The organism is Xenorhabdus stockiae (genome assembly GCF_002632825.1).
GTDB lineage: Bacteria > Pseudomonadota > Gammaproteobacteria > Enterobacterales > Enterobacteriaceae > Xenorhabdus > Xenorhabdus stockiae.
The window spans coordinates 21,771-39,816 of record NZ_NJAJ01000009.1 but is presented as its reverse complement, the minus strand read 5'-3'; the positions used below and the strand labels follow the sequence as shown (position 1 = coordinate 39,816).

The 18,046-nt window shown below is 43.6% G+C and carries 14 protein-coding genes, 1 pseudogene and 1 other annotated feature; of the genes and pseudogenes, 9 read left to right on the top strand and 6 right to left on the bottom strand.

Annotated elements, in window-relative coordinates; genetic code table 11:
- Positions 1-37 precede the first annotated feature (37 nt).
- Entirely contained in the window at positions 38-358 is a 321-nt protein-coding gene (gene trpR, locus Xsto_RS06005; protein ID WP_099108791.1) for a trp operon repressor, read from the top strand.
- 225 nt (positions 359-583) lie between these two features.
- Here the strand turns inward: trpR and yjjX are convergent, their stop codons facing one another.
- Complete coding sequence (gene yjjX, locus Xsto_RS06000; RefSeq protein ID WP_099108792.1) at positions 584-1,108, bottom strand: inosine/xanthosine triphosphatase; 525 nt, start codon at positions 1,106-1,108, stop codon at positions 584-586.
- Positions 1,109-1,163: 55 nt separating this feature from the next.
- On the opposite strand from yjjX, the gene gpmB reads away from it, so the two are divergent.
- Positions 1,164-1,811, top strand: coding sequence for a 2,3-diphosphoglycerate-dependent phosphoglycerate mutase GpmB (gene gpmB / locus Xsto_RS05995; protein ID WP_099108793.1), 648 nt, complete (start codon positions 1,164-1,166; stop codon positions 1,809-1,811).
- On the opposite strand, the gene robA is transcribed toward gpmB, so the two are convergent.
- On the bottom strand, positions 1,808-2,689 hold the full coding sequence (gene robA / locus Xsto_RS05990; protein WP_099108794.1) for an MDR efflux pump AcrAB transcriptional activator RobA: 882 nt from the start codon (positions 2,687-2,689) through the stop codon (positions 1,808-1,810). The two genes, gpmB and robA, sit on opposite strands and share 4 nt — an antisense overlap.
- Positions 2,690-3,419: 730 nt before the next feature.
- Between robA and creA the strand changes: the two genes are divergently transcribed.
- Positions 3,420-3,896, top strand: coding sequence for a protein CreA (creA, locus tag Xsto_RS05985; RefSeq protein ID WP_099108795.1), 477 nt, complete (start codon positions 3,420-3,422; stop codon positions 3,894-3,896).
- A gap of 123 nt (positions 3,897-4,019) precedes the next feature.
- Here creA and arcA read toward each other — a convergent pair whose 3' ends face one another.
- Entirely contained in the window at positions 4,020-4,736 is a 717-nt protein-coding gene (gene arcA / locus Xsto_RS05980; protein WP_099108796.1) for a two-component system response regulator ArcA, read from the bottom strand.
- A 705-nt stretch (positions 4,737-5,441) separates the two neighbouring features.
- Positions 5,442-5,557, top strand: a sequence feature (Thr leader region).
- Between the two features lie 36 nt (positions 5,558-5,593).
- Here arcA and thrA point away from each other — a divergent pair.
- Genes thrA through thrC form a run of 3 tightly spaced genes read left to right on the top strand, consistent with a single transcriptional unit; the run spans position 5,594 to position 10,292 of the window.
- Positions 5,594-8,053 carry a bifunctional aspartate kinase/homoserine dehydrogenase I gene (gene thrA, locus Xsto_RS05975; protein ID WP_099124380.1) on the top strand — a complete coding sequence of 820 codons (2,460 nt, stop codon included), beginning with the start codon at positions 5,594-5,596 and terminating at the stop codon, positions 8,051-8,053.
- A complete protein-coding gene (gene thrB / locus Xsto_RS05970) occupies positions 8,035-8,985 on the top strand; it encodes a homoserine kinase (RefSeq protein ID WP_099124379.1) in 951 nt (316 codons plus the stop codon). The genes thrA and thrB overlap by 19 nt, the downstream gene beginning before the upstream one ends.
- A 14-nt stretch (positions 8,986-8,999) precedes the next feature.
- Complete coding sequence (gene thrC / locus Xsto_RS05965) at positions 9,000-10,292, top strand: threonine synthase (RefSeq protein WP_099124378.1); 1,293 nt, start codon at positions 9,000-9,002, stop codon at positions 10,290-10,292.
- Positions 10,293-10,371: 79 nt separating this feature from the next.
- Here the strand turns inward: thrC and yaaA are convergent, their stop codons facing one another.
- The gene (yaaA, locus tag Xsto_RS05960) at positions 10,372-11,148 is read right to left on the bottom strand and encodes a peroxide stress protein YaaA (RefSeq protein ID WP_099124377.1); all 777 of its coding nucleotides are present in this window, start codon (positions 11,146-11,148) and stop codon (positions 10,372-10,374) included.
- A 198-nt stretch (positions 11,149-11,346) separates the two neighbouring features.
- Here yaaA and tal point away from each other — a divergent pair, with 198 nt between their 5' ends.
- Positions 11,347-12,300: a transaldolase gene (gene tal / locus Xsto_RS05950; protein WP_099124376.1), complete on the top strand. Its 954-nt coding sequence runs from the start codon at positions 11,347-11,349 to the stop codon at positions 12,298-12,300.
- A gap of 228 nt (positions 12,301-12,528) precedes the next feature.
- Positions 12,529-13,104: a molybdopterin adenylyltransferase gene (gene mog, locus Xsto_RS05940; protein ID WP_099124374.1), complete on the top strand. Its 576-nt coding sequence runs from the start codon at positions 12,529-12,531 to the stop codon at positions 13,102-13,104.
- A 114-nt stretch (positions 13,105-13,218) separates the two neighbouring features.
- Here the strand turns inward: mog and Xsto_RS05935 are convergent, their stop codons facing one another.
- Positions 13,219-14,613, bottom strand: a complete 1,395-nt coding sequence (locus Xsto_RS05935; RefSeq protein WP_099108804.1) for a glycoside hydrolase family 1 protein — start codon at positions 14,611-14,613, stop codon at positions 13,219-13,221.
- Between the two features lie 98 nt (positions 14,614-14,711).
- Positions 14,712-16,097, bottom strand: a pseudogene (locus Xsto_RS05930) (PTS transporter subunit EIIC); the annotation flags it as partial.
- A 713-nt stretch (positions 16,098-16,810) separates the two neighbouring features.
- Between Xsto_RS05930 and Xsto_RS05925 the strand changes: the two are divergent.
- Complete coding sequence (locus tag Xsto_RS05925; protein WP_099124444.1) at positions 16,811-17,452, top strand: ArsR/SmtB family transcription factor; 642 nt, start codon at positions 16,811-16,813, stop codon at positions 17,450-17,452.
- The last annotated feature ends 594 nt before the right edge of the window (positions 17,453-18,046 follow it).

The following is an 18,046-nucleotide window of genomic DNA, read 5'->3' as shown; positions in this document are numbered from 1 at the left end:
ATGATTTTGTACTAGTTAAATAGTATGGCTAAAAATTATGACACAAAATCATTTGATTGACCCTGCACTTTCCCCAGAAGAGGGTGATGACTGGTTTGCTTTTGTAGAATTATTACAAACAGCATTCGAACAAAATTTGCAACATCAGATTTTGCAGTTATTATTGACACCCGATGAGCGTACAGCACTATCAACCAGAGTTCGGATTATTCAAGAATTAATGCGAGGGCAAATGAGCCAGCGCGAGCTGAAAAACGAACTGAGTGTTGGGATTGCAACAATCACGCGTGGTTCAAATAGCCTGAAATCAGCGCCAGCACACGTCAAAGAATGGCTGGAAACACAATTATTGAAGTAAATCTATTGTGGTAATAATCGGTTAGAAAAGAGCATTTCGATATTATTATACACAATGGATTTTAAGGTGCGTCGCGGCGGCAAGGGAGCTCATCCCCTGGAGCATAGATAACTATGTGACTGGGGTGAGTGAGCGCGGCCAACAAAGAGGCAACTTGAAAGACGAAGTGTATAGATACAGAGGCCATAACGTCATGGCCTTCTGTGACTGGATCATAAAAGTTGGTTATTCAATATCTTTGTAAATTTCATGATGAATAGGAACGAGAGCCAGTATCAATGCCTGATGATAAACACTAGTGCGAGTCAGGATACCATTGGTAAAAAAGCCAATTGCCCCGCCTTTCTGTTTGATATTATCAACACCGGTCAAATAAGCCATTTCGTGACCAAGCTCACGCCCTTCACGAATGCCTTCCAGTACCTTTTCAGGCAGCATCAGGCTGGCAGAACGCGATTCACCCCGAATTTGTTTATATTCAATAACCATCCAGGCAAATGTCATGTCATCTTCGATTCCGGCTTCAACACCGACCCAAAAATCGGCTTCCGGCCGAACCTGACGAGCAGCCATAACCCGATGGCGGGCACCAGTACGAGTTTCAGTATTACCAATTGGCTGTTGAGGAACACTGCTATCTACATCGACATCTTCTATACGATATGTTCCTGCTCCAAAAACATCATCAAATGCAAGGCTAATCGCTTTTATTTTCGCAGGGTTAGTGGTTGCAGCAATAACATGGTACATAATAAATAAGTAATCCTTTGAACTATTTCATGATGCAGTATAACGGAAAATAAATATGTTACAGGTATATCTTGTTCGTCATGGCGAAACAGAATGGAACTTGGCTCGTCGTATTCAGGGACAATCTGACAGCCCATTAACTGAAACCGGACGACGTCAGGCACTCTTGGTAGCACAAAAAGTAAAATCAGAGAACATCACACATGTTATCACTAGTGACCTCGGTCGCACACGCCAAACCGCAGAAATTATCGCACAAGCTTGCGGTTGTGAAGTGATATTAGAACCTCGTTTACGGGAAATAAATATGGGTGTTCTTGAAAACCGTGATCTGAACTCCCTGACCCAAGAAGAAGAAACATGGCGTAAAAGTCTCGTTGATGGCACACCAAATGGGCGGATACCAGAAGGCGAATCCATGAGTGAGTTATCTGAACGGATGCGTGCCGCACTGGAAAGTTGCCGTGACCTGCCAGCCGGAAGCCGCCCTTTACTGGTAAGCCACGGGATGGCATTAGTCAGTCTGGTCTGTTCAATTTTAGGATTACCGGCCAACTCGGAACGCCGCTTACGGCTGAGAAACTGTTCTATCTCAAGAGTCGATTATCAGGATAGCCCATGGCTGGCTCCTGGCTGGATCGTTGAAACAGCGGGCGATATCACACATCTGGATATGCCCGCACTAGATGAGCTGCAAGGTTAGCGCTGAATCGGGATGAGATATTCAAATTCCACAACGTGGCTTTGAGACTCATCCTGCAATTTTTTCCTTTCAAGATTAGTGAGATAGTATCGCTCAACATCATACCCTTTTCTGCGGGTAATATTTAATTGAGGTAAACAGACAGTGTAGATATTGGAGAGAAACTCATCGAGCTGATCTTCTTTACCAAAATAACTGAATGAAATGTACTCCCCACCCGGTAAAACAACCGGCTGGCTATCCTTGGTGTCAAAGGTCGCATACTCCGGCTCTATTGCCGTGGTATAGAAAACTGTCTGCTCATCCTCATGCTCCGCGCTGACGGTGGAGTGATGCAAGCCATACAATTTAGGCGGCAAGACTTCCGCGTGTTGCAAATAAGCAATCCAGTAATTGTGGCGCATTTCCGTACAGGCTTTTGACCATTGCTCCAGAGTGTAAGAACAGCTGTGCTCAATACCCGTCAGCAACTGATCTTCCAGAATCACAAACTTATGTTCAGGTAACGGTTTGTTATCCAACATAATAGGAGCACAAAGACCGCTAGCACACCACTCTTCACTTCGGCGGTAAGAGGCTGGCGTCCGATTAAACTGTTTTTTGAATGCTCTGGTAAAGGTTTGTTGAGAATCAAAACGATATTGCAGAGCAATGTCCAGAATGGGACGACTAGTCAAACGCAGCGCAACAGCAGCTTTAGACAGCCGTCTGGCGCGGATATAAGAACCAATCGCTTGTCCTGTAACATCCTTAAACATGCGCTGTAAGTGCCACTTGGAATAACCTGCTTTTGCTGCAACATGATCGAGGGACAGAGGACGATCCAGATTATTATCCAGCCAATGCAGCAGATCTCGAATGATGTTGGTTTGATCCATACATCTCCCTAATTCATCAAGACAAAAAGAAAACCATACAACTGTAAGATAACTGACTGTTATAAAAAAATTTAAGAATGAAAATGCTATATAGATTAATTAATAATGAGTACCTATCATTTCCAAACACTAAGATGATTTTAACTACCTGATTTTTCACTTCATCAGGCATACCGTCGTTTTCACAACACAGTCCTTTTCCCTGTCATGACAGCAATACCTATTGTGGCTATCCAAACAAACGTTACTTTATTGCTACTCCTAAGAAGCGGCATTTTCTCTTGCGTGATAAAACAAAGCACCATGACATAATCGCAATGGATAAAGTCAGACACTAAATTAAACAAGAAAAATCTTGGAATAAACTAATGGTAAATCTGATCATTTGCAAGCTTAGCTTTAGGATCCTTTACAACAAATGAAAAGATCAATAATTAGATAATCGTCTCCTACCTGTTTATATTAGTAGATGAAAATCATCTGACCTTCGATTCCAGCGGCTTTCGATAAAGAAAGAATTTTCACGCAGTATTTAGAAAATAATGGAAATCCTGAAGGCCAGCTTAAAGCCCTTTTGTTTACTCATTTTGCATGTATATTTAGCTATAATGCCATGTTTTTCTTTATAGATACATAAACTAATCAAATGACGTTACAAAAATCATTAATTCGCATTATATGCTAATACTGGATATTTTCACTGCCTTTATTTAATTAAAGTGGACTAAATATGGTAACAATTAAGAAAATAGTGATTGCTGTTGTCCTGCTGTGTTCTCCAACGATCCTGCACGCTGAAGAGATCGGCTCTGTTGATACTGTGTTCAAATTTTTTGGCCCGGATAACAAAATAATCATTGAAGCTTTTGATGATCCTGATGTTAAAAATGTGACCTGCTATTTAAGCAGAGCAAAGACAGGAGGTATCAAAGGAGGCTTGGGATTAGCGGAAGATACTTCTGATGCCGCAATTTCCTGTCAACAGGTTGGCCCGATCGAAGTAGCAGAAAAGATCCTTAAATCGCCGAAAAAAGGGCAAGTTGTTTTCCAGAAAAGAACGTCGCTGGTATTTAAAAAACTTCAGGTTGTTCGCTTTTTCGACCCAAAACGTAATTCTCTGATCTACCTTACTTATTCCGATAAAGTTATTGATGGTTCACCAAAAAATGCCATCAGCGCCGTACCGATTATGCCGTGGAAAGAGTAAGGTACTACAATCAATAAAATTAAAAGCCCTGATGCCATTAGGTATTCAGGGCTTTTAAAAAGATAAAGTATTTTTACGAATACGATATTTTTTAGAATAAATCGCTGGTAGGCATGGTATCGATTAGTCTTCTAAATCGCCACAAAAACGATAACCTTCACCATGAATGGTAGCGATGATTTCCGGAGTATCCGCTGTAGATTCAAAATGTTTACGAATCCGGCGGATAGTCACATCGACAGTACGATCATGTGGCTTCAGCTCACGCCCGGTCATCTTTTTCAACAGTTCTGCACGAGTCTGAATTTTCCCCGGATTCTCACAGAAATGGAGCATCGCACGGAATTCACTGCGTGGCAGTTTATAATGATCTCCCATCGGGCTGACCAAAGAACGGCTGTTGATATCCAGCTCCCAGCCATTAAACCTGTAGCTTTCAACCTGACGACGTTCTTCACCTACATGGCTCAGATTCATCGTACGGGAAAGCAGGTTACGTGCCCGAATGGTTAACTCCCGTGGGTTGAAAGGCTTAGTGATGTAGTCATCAGCACCAATTTCAAGCCCAAGTATCTTATCCACCTCATTATCACGCCCAGTTAAAAACATCAGGGCAACATTCGCCTGTTCACGTAATTCACGGGCAAGGAGTAACCCGTTTTTGCCTGGCAGATTGATATCCATAATCACTAAGTTGATATCGTTATCTGACAAAATGTTGTGCATTTCTGAGCCATCAGTGGCTTCATAAACAACATACCCTTCAGCTTCAAAAATGCTTTTCAGGGTATTGCGTGTGACAATTTCGTCTTCAACAATCAAAATGTGCGGGGTTTGCATAGTTGCTACCTAAAATCGCTAAAAAAATAGAACCTGTATGACATAAGCCGTTATTATTAATAGAAAATATTCTGTTCTCGTTCTGAATCACAGAAAACGGGCTCATGTCTAAAAAATAAATGTTGTTGATATGTTTTACGCTAAAAGCACCTGTTACTTTTCTCTGAGGGTACATACCTAAAAAACCCCAATCAGAACAGGAGCTATATTAGTCTATTAACAGCAATATAACAGCTAGTAATGCATTTGCCCTCTAAAAAAACCAACTTTTGTTGATACATATCAAAATCAATTGTAGCACGTTAACATTATTTGTAATTGTTAATTTTAAATTAACAATATTGTTATATTCCTGGTGATTTTATGTTAATTAAAAGTAGTGTTATCTCCAACCTCTAAAGAGATCACACGACACTCAAATGTTAAAATCAGCGTGTTTTATCATAAAGACGAAATAATTACAAAATATGTTTTTTATAAAATTAAATGCTAGTAAAAATATTTGAAGCCGGATAATGACCAAATCAGTTAAAGATACTTTGAACGATTACAACACAGAAAATGGCGCTTTTTCCCGCTGTAATTGTAAAAATTATTTGACTTCGACCACACTTTCCTTTAACCAATAGGGGTCGAACAGAATAAAAAGACAGACAGGAAACCATGCGAGACATCAGCCCGAAAAATACAATTACCTCAAAAGTAATCACTGCAAACACAATCACCACGATTACCACCGGAACTACAGGTTACGGTGCGGGCTGACGCATAGAATAAAATAGTAAAAAGCCCGTATCCAACAAGATACGGGCTTTTTTTTGACCCTTTTTTAACAGTAAGTCAGGAGAGAAATACCAATGCGTGTACTTAAATTTGGAGGCACTTCAGTCGCAAACTACCAACGCGTACTGAGTGTGGCAAATATCGCTGAAAGTGAGCTACCCCTTGGGCAGGTTGCTCTAGTCCTTTCTGCCCCCGCAAAAATCACGAACCATTTAGTGGCAATGGTCGCTAAGACGGTTGCAGGGCAGGATATTGTTTCCAACATCAGCGATACTATCCAAATATTTACTGATTTACTGTCGGGGTTAAAAGAGCATCAGCCGAATTTCGATTATGAAAACCTGAAAACGCTCATGGAGCGTGAGTTTGCGCACCTGAAACAAACACTGCATGGTATTTCTCTGTTGAAACAGTGCCCGGATAGCATTAATGCCTCCCTGATTTGCTGCGGCGAAAAATTATCCATTGCTATTATGGCTGCCGTATTACAAGCCCGCGGGCATAAAGTTTCTGTGATCGATCCGGTTAAAAATCTGCTTGCTCATGGGCATTACCTCGAATCCACCGTTGATATTCACGAATCCTCCAAACGTATTGCAGCCCTGAATATTCCTTCTGACCATATTATTCTGATGGCCGGTTTTACGGCCGGTAATGATAATGGTGAGCTTGTCGTTCTCGGACGTAATGGTTCTGATTACTCAGCCGCGGTGCTGGCCGCCTGTTTACGAGCCGATTGCTGTGAAATCTGGACTGACGTAGATGGCGTTTATACCTGTGATCCACGATCTGTTGCCGATGCCCGTCTGTTGAAAAGCCTGTCATATCAGGAAGCAATGGAACTTTCCTATTTCGGTGCAAAGGTGCTTCATCCCCGGACTATTGCCCCTATCGCCCAGTTCCAGATCCCCTGCCTGATTAAAAATACTGTCAACCCTGATGCGCCGGGTACCTTTATCGGAAACGGGCAAAAAGATGACAGCATGCTTATTAAAGGGATCACTAACCTGAATCATATGGCGATGATTAACGTTTCAGGCCCCGGTATGAAAGGCATGGTAGGTATGGCAGCAAGAGTCTTTGCTGTGATGTCCCGTTCAGGTATTTCCGTTGTGCTGATCACTCAGTCTTCATCAGAATACAGCATCAGTTTCTGTGTACCGCAAAAAGAGCTGAACAGAGCACAGAAAGCGCTGACCGAAGAGTTTTATCTGGAGTTAAAAGATGGTGCGCTTGATCCTATTGATGTTATCGATAATCTCGCCATTATTTCTGTCGTGGGTGACGGAATGCGTACACAGCGTGGCATCTCTGCCCGTTTCTTCTCGGCACTGACCCGCGCCAATATCAATATCATTGCTCTCGCGCAAGGCTCATCAGAGCGTTCCATCTCCGCAGTGATTGACAATGATAACGCAACAACCGCAGTGCGGCTCTGCCATCAAATGCTGTTCAATACCGCTCAGGTGGTTGAAGTCTTTGTTGTCGGCGTAGGCGGTGTCGGAAGTGCATTAATCGAACAAATCCGCCGCCAGCAGTCATGGCTGAAGCAAAAACACATTGATCTGCGTGTATGCGGAATTGCCAACTCACGGGCGATGTTAACCGATATGCAGGGCATCAGTCTGGATAATTGGCAGCAGGCTTTGTCAGAAGCCAGCGAACCTTTCAGCCTGAGTCGTTTAATCCGGCTCGAAAAAGAGTACCATCTCCTGAATCCGGTTATCGTTGATTGTACATCTAATCAGTCTATCGCTGAGCAGTATTCCAGCTTCCTGAGTGATGGCTTCAACGTTGTTACGCCGAATAAAAAAGCCAATACGCTTTCCATGGCCTACTATCGTGAGATCCGTCGTGCGGCAGAAAACTCAAAACGTAAATTCCTGTATGACACCAACGTAGGCGCAGGCTTACCGGTTATCGAAAATCTACAGAATTTGCTGAATGCCGGTGATGAGCTGGTTCAGTTCAACGGGATCCTGTCAGGTTCTCTGTCTTATATCTTCGGTATGCTGGATGAAGGGATGACGCTTTCCCAAGCAACCTTACTGGCAAAAGAAAAAGGCTTCACTGAACCTGATCCTCGTGACGATCTCTCTGGCATGGATGTTGCGCGTAAGCTCTTAATTCTGGCCCGTGAATCCGGTTATGAACTGGAATTGGAGGATATTCACGTTGAGCCGGTTTTACCTGCCTCATTTGATTCCAATGGTGATGTCCCTGACTTCCTGCAACGTCTGCCACAGTTGGATCAGGAATTTACCCGCCGGGTTGTCGATGCCGCAGAGCAAGGAAAAGTGCTGCGCTATGTCGGTATTATTGAACAGGGCCGCTGTATGGTGAAAATCGCTGCGGTTGATGGTAATGATCCGCTGTATAAAGTTAAAAATGGTGAAAACGCACTGGCTTTCTATACCCGTTATTATCAGCCTATTCCGCTGGTACTGCGCGGTTACGGCGCTGGAAATGATGTAACGGCAGCGGGTGTTTTTGCTGATATATTACGCACTTTGTCATGGAAATTGGGAGTGTAATGATGGTCAGGGTTTATGCACCTGCCTCTATCGGAAACGTTGGAGTTGGGTTTGATGTGCTCGGTGCGGCGGTTTCTCCGGTTGATGGCTCACTGCTTGGGGATTGTGTTTCAGTCAAAGCTGCAGAAAAGTTTACGTTAAGTAATGAAGGGAAATTTGTCAGCAAGCTGCCCGGAAATCCCAAACACAATATTGTTTACCAATGTTGGCAACTCTTTTGCCAGCGTTTGGGTAAAGAACTGCCCGTTGCCATGACACTGGAAAAAAATATGCCAATAGGCTCCGGGCTGGGTTCCAGTGCCTGTTCAGTTGTTGCTGCACTGGTCGCCTTAAATGAATATTCCGGCCATCCTTTTGATCGCGACCAGTTACTGGAGATGATGGGAGAGCTGGAAGGACGCATTTCCGGTGGCGTACATTATGACAATGTCGCCCCTTGTTATCTCGGCGGTCTGCAACTCATCACGGCGCAAGAAAATGCCGTTTGCCAATCCATTCCTGCTTTTGAAGACTGGCTGTGGGTGATGGCCTACCCCGGCATCAAGGTTTCTACATCAGAAGCCCGCGCCATTTTGCCTGACCACTATTCACGCAGTGATATCATTAATCATGGCCGTTATTTTGCCGGATTTATCCATGCCTGCCATACCCGGCAATCCAGTTTAGCCGCCAACTTAATGAAAGATATTGTCGGCGAACCTTATCGCACACAACTTTTACCCGGTTTTGCAAACGCTCGTGAAGGAGTAAAAAAACTGGGGGCGCTGGCATGCAGTATTTCTGGCTCTGGCCCGACACTGTTTGCAATTTGCAATGAAATGGCAATAGCTGAAGAAGTCGCTCAATGGCTGCAACAACATTACGTACAAAATGATGAAGGTTTTGTTCATATTTGCCGTCTGGATCTCGCAGGCGCACGACAGATAGGGTAATAGGTAAGATAATAATGAAATTATATAATTTAAAAGACAGTCACGAGCAGGTCAGCTTTTCACAGGCCGTTAAACAAGGATTAGGAAAACAGCAGGGATTATTTTTCCCACAAGATTTACCTGAATTCAGTCGTGCCGAAATTGATGAATTATTAAAACTGGATTTTGTCAGCCGCAGCCAGCGTATACTTTCGGCTTTTATTGGCGACGAAATCCTGACTGACCAGCTAGCTGAACGTGTTAAAAATGCGTTTGCTTTCCCGGCTCCTGTATCGACTGTCGAAGATGACATCGCCTCACTTGAGCTTTATCACGGCCCGACACTGGCCTTTAAAGACTTTGGCGGCCGCTTTATGGCACAGATCCTGGCTCAGATTGCAGGAGAGCAGCCGGTCACTATTCTGACCGCAACTTCCGGTGATACCGGTGCAGCAGTTGCTCATGCCTTTTATGGTCTGAATAACGTGCAAGTTGTGATCCTCTATCCAGAAGGAAAAATCAGCCCGCTACAGGAAAAACTATTCTGTACATTAGGTGGCAACATCCATACTGTTGCGATTCAAAGTGACTTTGACGCCTGTCAGGCATTGGTTAAACAGTCATTTGATGATGAAGAACTGAAACAGGCACTGCATCTCAACTCTGCAAATTCCATTAATATCAGCCGTCTTTTGGCGCAGATTTGCTATTACTTTGAAGCCGTTGCACAAATTCCGGCAGAAAAACGTGACCAACTGGTCATTTCAGTTCCAAGTGGCAATTTCGGCAATCTGACCGCGGGTCTGCTGGCAAAATCAATGGGATTACCAGTGAAGCGTTTTATCGCAGCGACTAACATTAACGACACCGTTCCCCGTTATCTGGCAGAAGGAAAATGGCTGCCGAATCAAACCATTGCCACCCTTTCCAACGCAATGGATGTCAGCCAGCCTAATAACTGGCCACGCATTGAAGAACTGTTCCGCCGTAAAGACTGGGCACTCAGCGAACTGGGTAATGGCGTTGTCGATGACAAAACCACGCAGGACACCATGCGCGAACTGGCAGCAAAAGGCTATATTTCTGAGCCACATGCTGCGGTTGCTTATCGCATTCTGCGTGACCAGTTACAGGATGGTGAATATGGCTTATTCCTGGGAACTGCGCATCCGGCAAAATTCAAGGAAAGTGTCGAAGAGACACTCGGCCAGACATTACCATTGCCACAAGAATTAGCAGAACGTGCAGATATGGAATTGTTATCCCACCTCCTGCCTGCTGATTTCGCTACATTACGCAAATTTCTGATGGCAAAAGCCTTGAAATAACCTAGCATTTGTCACTCCACTCATTATTGTGGAGTGACACTATTTATTAATGCTTACTGGCTATCAATGCTAAGGGTTATCAATGCTGCTCAGGGCGTTTAAACACCAGTTCATTTTCTTTAGATAAGGATTCATCAAACGCATATCCTTCCAGACTAAACTCCACCAGCCGCGTAGGATCAGTTAATTGGTTCTGAATGATAAACCGGCTCATCAGGCCACGGGCTTTTTTCGCATAGAAGCTGATAACTTTGTATTTGCCATTTTTTTCATCCAGAAAGACCGGCTTAATAATCCGGGCTGCCAGCTTTTTCGTATTGACGGATTTGAAATACTCGTCGGATGCCAGATTTACCAGAACATCATCCCCCTGTTGTTCCAGTGCCGCATTCAGGTTTTCCGTGATGCGATCTCCCCAGAATTTATACAAATCCTTACCACGGGGATTTTCCAGTTTGATCCCCATTTCCAGACGGTAAGGCTGCATCAGATCAAGTGGACGCAAAACCCCATATAATCCGGATAACATTCTTAAATGACTCTGGGCAAAATCAAAATCAGCATCTGAGAACGTTTCTGCCTGCATCCCGGCATAAACATCGCCTTTAAAAGCTAAGATCGCCTGACGGGCATTTTCCGGTGTAAAATCCGGCTGCCATTCACCAAAACGTGCGGCATTCAGCCCCGCCAGTTTGTCACTGATCCCCATCAAGCTGCTGATTTGTGCCGGCGTTAACGTACGACAAACATCAATTAACTGTTTTGACTCCTCCAGTAATGCAGGTTGGCTATACTTTTTTGTGGCAAGCGGACTTTCATAATCAAGTGTTTTGGCCGGTGAAATAGTAATAAGCATGATTTTGTTCCGAATTTTTGAATGGTTATTCTCAATAATCGAGGCTTTTCCTCTCCAATTTAGCAAAAATAACCGGAAAAAGGGGAATAACAACGATAGGATTTTCCTAGCTTACGAGCCGAGCCTGACCATGTTATTATCACAGGATGGCGAGGCAACAATGCCAAAGATTTTACGTATAACGATGAGATATTAAACATGACCGATAAACTGACTTCCCTGCGTAAACTGACAACAGTTGTAGCAGATACCGGGGATATCGCGGCAATGAAACTGTATCAGCCGCAAGATGCAACAACTAACCCTTCTCTGATTTTGAACGCTGCCCAGATCCCGGAATATCGCCAACTGATTGATGACGCCATTGAATGGGCACGTGCTCAGAGCAATTCCCGTGAACAACAGATCATTGATGCCGGCGATAAATTGGCGGTTAACATCGGTCTGGAAATTCTGAAACTGATCCCCGGCCGTATTTCCACTGAAGTTGATGCCCGCCTCTCTTATGACACCGAAGCCAGTGTCGCAAAAGCAAAACGCCTGATCAAACTGTACAACGAAGCAGGCATCAGCAATGATCGTATTCTGATCAAACTGGCTTCCACATGGCAGGGTATCCGCGCTGCGGAGCAACTGGAAAAAGAAGGTATCAACTGTAACCTGACTCTGCTGTTCTCTTTTGCTCAGGCTCGTGCTTGTGCGGAAGCCGGTGTTTTCCTGATTTCTCCATTCGTTGGCCGTATTCTCGACTGGTACAAAGCAAACAGCGATAAAAAAGAATTCGCACCAAATGAAGATCCGGGTGTGATTTCCGTTTCTGAAATTTACCAGTACTATAAAGAACACGGCTATAACACTGTTGTTATGGGTGCAAGTTTCCGTAACTCCGGTGAAATTCTGGAACTGGCTGGTTGTGACCGTCTGACTATCTCTCCTGCATTGCTGAAAGAACTGTCTGAAACGGCAGGCGAAGTTGAGCACAAACTCAGCTATGAAGGTGAAATCAAGCCACGTCCTGCAGCAATGACTGAAGCTGAGTTCTATTGGGAACATCATCAGGATGCGATGGCAACCGAAAAACTAGCGGAAGGTATCCGTAAGTTTGCTATCGATCAGGGTAAACTTGAAAGCATGATCGCTGACTTGCTGTAGTCCTGAGCGGCACGCTATACCCATTGGATTTTGAGTTGCATCGCGGCGGCAAGGGAGAGAATCCCCGGGAACATAGAGAACTATGTGACTGGGGTGAACGAGCGTAGCCAACAAAGAGGCAACTTGAAAGACGAAGTGTATATTTTTTCTTCCTTAAAGGCGACATAATAACCGTGTCGCCTTTTTCACTTTCACTATTTTAATCATTTGCTGTTAATTGAGGTTCGCATGAATGTATTACGCATTGGCCTCGTGTCTGTTTCTGATCGTGCTTCCAATGGTATTTATCAGGACAAAGGTCTACCTGCATTAGAAGAATGGTTGGGAAAAACGATAACGACGCCTTTCAGTATAGAAGCCCGCCTGATCCCTGATGAGCAAATCCTGATTGAGCAAACTCTGTGCGAATTAGTTGATGAATTGGGCTGCCATTTAGTTCTGACAACAGGTGGAACAGGCCCTGCTCGTCGTGATGTTACCCCGGATGCAACTCTGGCAGTTGCTGATCGTGAAATGCCCGGATTTGGTGAGCAGATGCGCCAAATCAGCCTTCAATTTGTACCCACCGCAATTTTATCCCGTCAGGTAGGCGTGATCCGCAATCAGGCCTTAATTCTTAACCTACCCGGGCAGCCTAAAGCTATAGCAGAAACGCTGGAAGGGCTGAAAGATGATAGCGGAAAAGTCTTAGTACCCGGAATTTTTGCCAGTGTACCTTATTGCATTCAGTTGCTAGATGGCCCCTATATCGAAACTGATGAAAGCATTGTCTCAGCCTTCAGGCCTAAAAGTGCCCGCCGTTAAGATCTTAATGCTGGCTGACTGTTGTTATTACTCAACTTGTTATTGCTCAACCAGCAGAAGTTATATTTTGAAAAGGTTCTGAATACATCAGAACCTTTAAGAAACAGAGCGGGCTCAAATCAGGCTGCCACCATGAGTTTCAATAACCTGTTTATACCAATAGAAACTTTTCTTACGACGGCGTTCCAGCGTTCCGGTCCCTTGCTCATTCTGATCAACATAGATATAACCGTAACGCTTGGAAATCTCCCCTTTTGAGGCGCTAATCAAATCAATAGCTCCCCAGCTGGTGTAACCCATGACATCCACACCATCTTCAATGGCTTCCCTAACCTGCACAAGATGGTCATTCAGATAGCTAATGCGGTAATCATCCTGAATTGTCCCATCAGCTTCTACGGTATCTTTGGCTCCCAGACCATTCTCAACAATAAACAGCGGCTTCTGATAACGATCCCATAATAAATTCAGTAACGTTCGCAATCCGACAGGATCTATCTGCCATCCCCATTCTGAACTGGCCAGATGGGGATTCGGGATCATATTCAGAATATTGCTCTGCTTTTTCTGATAGTCCGCTTCATTCCCGGAAGTACACCCACTCATGTAATAACTGAATGAGATAAAATCCACCGTATTTTGCATCTCAAGCTTATCCTGTTCAGTTATCGTGACTTCAATACCATTTTCCCGGAAATAACGCAGTATATAACCCGGATATACCCCACGAGCCTGAACATCACCAAAAAACAGCCATTTCTGGTTTTGCCGGAGAGTAGCCAACACATCATCTGGTTTACAAGTCAATGGGTACATCAGCCCACCCAATAACATATTGCCGATACGGGCATCAGGGATAATTTCATGGCAAAGTTTTACCGCGCGGGCACTGGCAACCAATTGATGGTGAATAGCCTGATAGATTTCTGACTGTGTACTGTTTTTCGGCAACCCGACGCCGGTTAGTGGCTCATGTAGTGACATATTGATTTCATTGAATGTCAGCCACAATTTCACTTTTTTCTGATAACGAGTGAAAACTGTGCGGGCATAACGCTCAAAGAAATCAATTAGTTTACGATTTCCCCATCCACCGTGTTTTTTAACCAACGCCCACGGCATTTCATAATGGGATAACGTAATGACTGGCTGAATCCCGTATTTCGCCATTTCATCAAATAACCTGTCATAAAATGCCAGACCCGCTTCATTGGCTTGCATTTCATCGCCCTGAGGAAAAATCCGGCTCCATGCGATGGAAGTACGCAAACAAGTGAATCCCATTTCTGCAAACAGAGCGATATCTTCGGGATAACGATGATAAAAATCGATAGCGATATCTTTAAGGTATTGCGTACTCTCAGACTCTCGCTCAATGACCGGCCCCATAATTCCCTGCGGCTGGACATCCGAAGTAGAAAGACCTTTCCCGTCAGCTAAATAAGCGCCTTCAACCTGATTGGCAGCAATGGCTCCTCCCCACAGAAAATGTGTCGGAAACTGTTTCATACAAATATCCTCTCGGGTTACAAACTAATTGATCAATAGGGTGTTAATGATACTTTTTACTGTTAACTTTCTTTTGTAGAAGGCCTGTGCGGAGAATTAGAAGAAGCCGGAAGCCCGAACAGCCACGTGAGTACAGTGGAAATGATAAAGGCCAGCGCTGTGCCAATCATTGCCCCCCACACCGTGTTATTGACACCTGTTGGTGGGATCATCTGAGTGAAGGTAAAAATATTCACCAGCCCCGCTGAATAAATTGCGCCTTGGTAATACCCCACCACCGAACCACCAATTGCCCCCGCAACACAGCCAAAAATAAATGGGCGTCGGTAAGGCAAAGTCACACCATAAACCGCAGGTTCAGTAATACCGAACATACCGGAAGTCGCAGCAGAACCCGCCAGCATTTTTAATTTCGCATCCCGCGTTCGCAGAAATACCCCAAAGGCCGCACCTGTTTGCCCTATCACCGCGGGAAGCAACAGAGGTGTTAATGTATCGTGCCCGAGAACCGCCAAATTATTGATAGCAAGAGGAACGAATCCCCAATGAAGGCCGAAAATCACAAAAACCTGCCAGACTGCTCCCATAATCGCCCCAGCCAGTGCAGGAGCTACCCCATATACCGCCTGATAACCACCAGCCAGCAATTGGCTCAGCCATGTCGCCATTGGTCCGATAACCAGAAACACCAGTGGAACAATCAATATGAGGCAAATAAGAGGAGTGACAAATCCCTTAATCGTGGCAGGAATGTGAGCATTCAGCTTTCTCTCCACTTTACAGCTAACCCAGGACGCAAAAATAATGGGGATTACCGATGCACTGTAGTTCAGGAATGAGAGCGGGATCCCCATGAAGTACTCTGTAGAGCTTCCCGCACTTGTTGATGCCTTAAAGGCGGAGATAATCATCGGATGAACCAATGCTCCCCCGATAGCCATCGTAATAAAAGGATTGCCGCCGAATTTCTTACCGGCTGTATAACCGAGCAATAGCGGAAAAAAGTAGAACAAAGAGTCGCTGGCAGCATACCAGACATGATAAGTCCCGCTATCAAGAGACATCCATTTCAGAGTAACAGCAACCGCAAGCAGCCCCTTCAAAATACCCGCCGCCGCCATAACACCTAAAAATGGGGTAAAAATACCGGATACAACATCAATAAACTGGTTAAAAAGGCTATCTTTTTTATTATTAGCGAAATTCGGAAGCTCCGCGGTATCTGATGTTTGCTCAGCAGAAGTCAGTTCTTGCTGAATAGCCTGATAAACATCACCGACCTGATTCCCGATAACTACCTGAAACTGACCTCCGCTTTCGATAACCGTGATAATACCTGACTGAGCTTTTAACTTATCAATGTTAGCCAGAGCACTATCCCGTAATTTAAATCGTAGCCGGGTTGCACAATGGATGAGACTGATAATGTTCCCCTGACCACCAACATCCGCAATAATTTCCTGAGCTAATAGCTGGTATTTCATACTATTTTTTCCCCATTCTTCCATAGCGTGTTATTTTTCTATACCCCGTGGATTTCAAAATATATCGCGGTAGCAACTGCTCGATGAAAGGTCGAAGCCTCTTTAACAACCTCAAAATACATAAACTATACTTATGCAATGATAATCAGAATGAGTAGAATGCAGCCCACCAAAAGACAACTTGAAAGAGGGTGGGTATATTGAATGGAATACAAAGCAGTACACTTTATTCAAGCGAAAAAAAACCTGACAACCCTTCCAACACAGCAATTTAGGAAATCATTGTCAGGAGTTATACCCTAAAGATCTTCAAGTGAAGCAACTGACAATAACTTCAACTTAAAGAACAACAAGTATATCTGCGTAAATGTTTAAAATAGTGATAATTCAATTTTAAAGCCTAGTTTCTTTTGTAAATCACTCAAATTTCTCGTCATAAAAATGTGACAATGATCGCGATATTCCAGATAACTCATTCCCGTTAAGAGCAAGCTGCGTCGCGGCCGCAAGGGAACTCATCCCTGGGAACATAGATAGCCATATATTTATAAAATCGGTGAGTGAGCACAGCCAACAAAGAGGCAACTTGAAAGACGAAGTATATAAGCTGTATTAGTCATCACTTTGCCTAGTGCTCGAACCATCGGGAAAACTTTGATATCATGATATTCAATGAATCTATTGAATATCATGATATTGGGAACCAGATGTCAATGTTTGATAAACAAATTCTTGTTGAGATTGCCGAAATAGCCAAAGTACTGGGAAATGCCCATCGCCTGACATTACTTGAGTGCCTGATGAGTTCTGAGCAATCCGTCGAATGCCTGTCAGAGCTTTCCGGCCTGTCTATTGCTAACACATCCCAGCATCTGCAACATTTAAAACGTTCAGGTATCCTGCAATCCCGTAAAGTCGGTAAACATGTGTTTTATCGTCTGGGGGATGGCCCGGTTATGGATATCATTACCGCTATCCAGAAATATGCTGAATTTAATCGGGCAGAAATGCGCAGATTGATCGATGATATGGATAATCAGGAAGCCATTTCATGGGATGAATTGTTGGATCGAATCAAGGAAAAGAGCACCATACTATTGGATGTCAGGCCGAAAGAAGAGTTCAATCAGGGGCATTTACCGAATGCCATCAATATCCCGATTGATGAACTGGAGAGCCGATTAGATGAACTGACTTCCAACTCAAATCTTATCGCTTACTGCCGCGGCCCCTACTGCGTTCTTTCTGCCAATGCCCTTGAATTATTACGCGCCAAAGGCATTCGTGCCCGCCACTTTAAAAAAGGATTTTCCGGTTGGAAAGATGCCGGGATGGATGTTGAAAGTATTTCTTAGGTTATTATAGGCCTGTAACAGGCCTATCTCTTACAGTTTTCTATTCTCAAAACACAACGCAATGACACAATAACGGTTCTGCACTGTGCACAAAATCAGAATAATAAAATAAATCATATTATTAGAAATAGATAATGCTTATCGTAAATCTAATACATTGTTTTCTTTTATAGATAGCAATGCGCAGATTCATATATCCAATACTATGTTTATGGATCAATGTGATTGAACCAGATAAGAATTAAAGGAGGTCTATTTCATATATAGTCATGTCTTCCTGCTATTCCAATAGAATTAGATGATTATTGCATAAAAGGTGTTTTACGTAATCGGAAAATCCATCAGGTCGTTAATATTTTCAAGAATTATTATGAAGCAATGATTAACGATTTACCCCTGCATCAAATTGAAATAAAAAGAAAAAACAGAACACGCAATCTATAAGGTAAAATTTAATTTTGCCTAATGACGTGTCTTTTGTCTAAAAACCGAAGATTAACATCTATAATATTATAATGTTACCCCACCTTACAAAAATCACAGATTAAATACCTTTTAATATTAAATTAGATCTGTTTTTAGCTTTATTAGAGT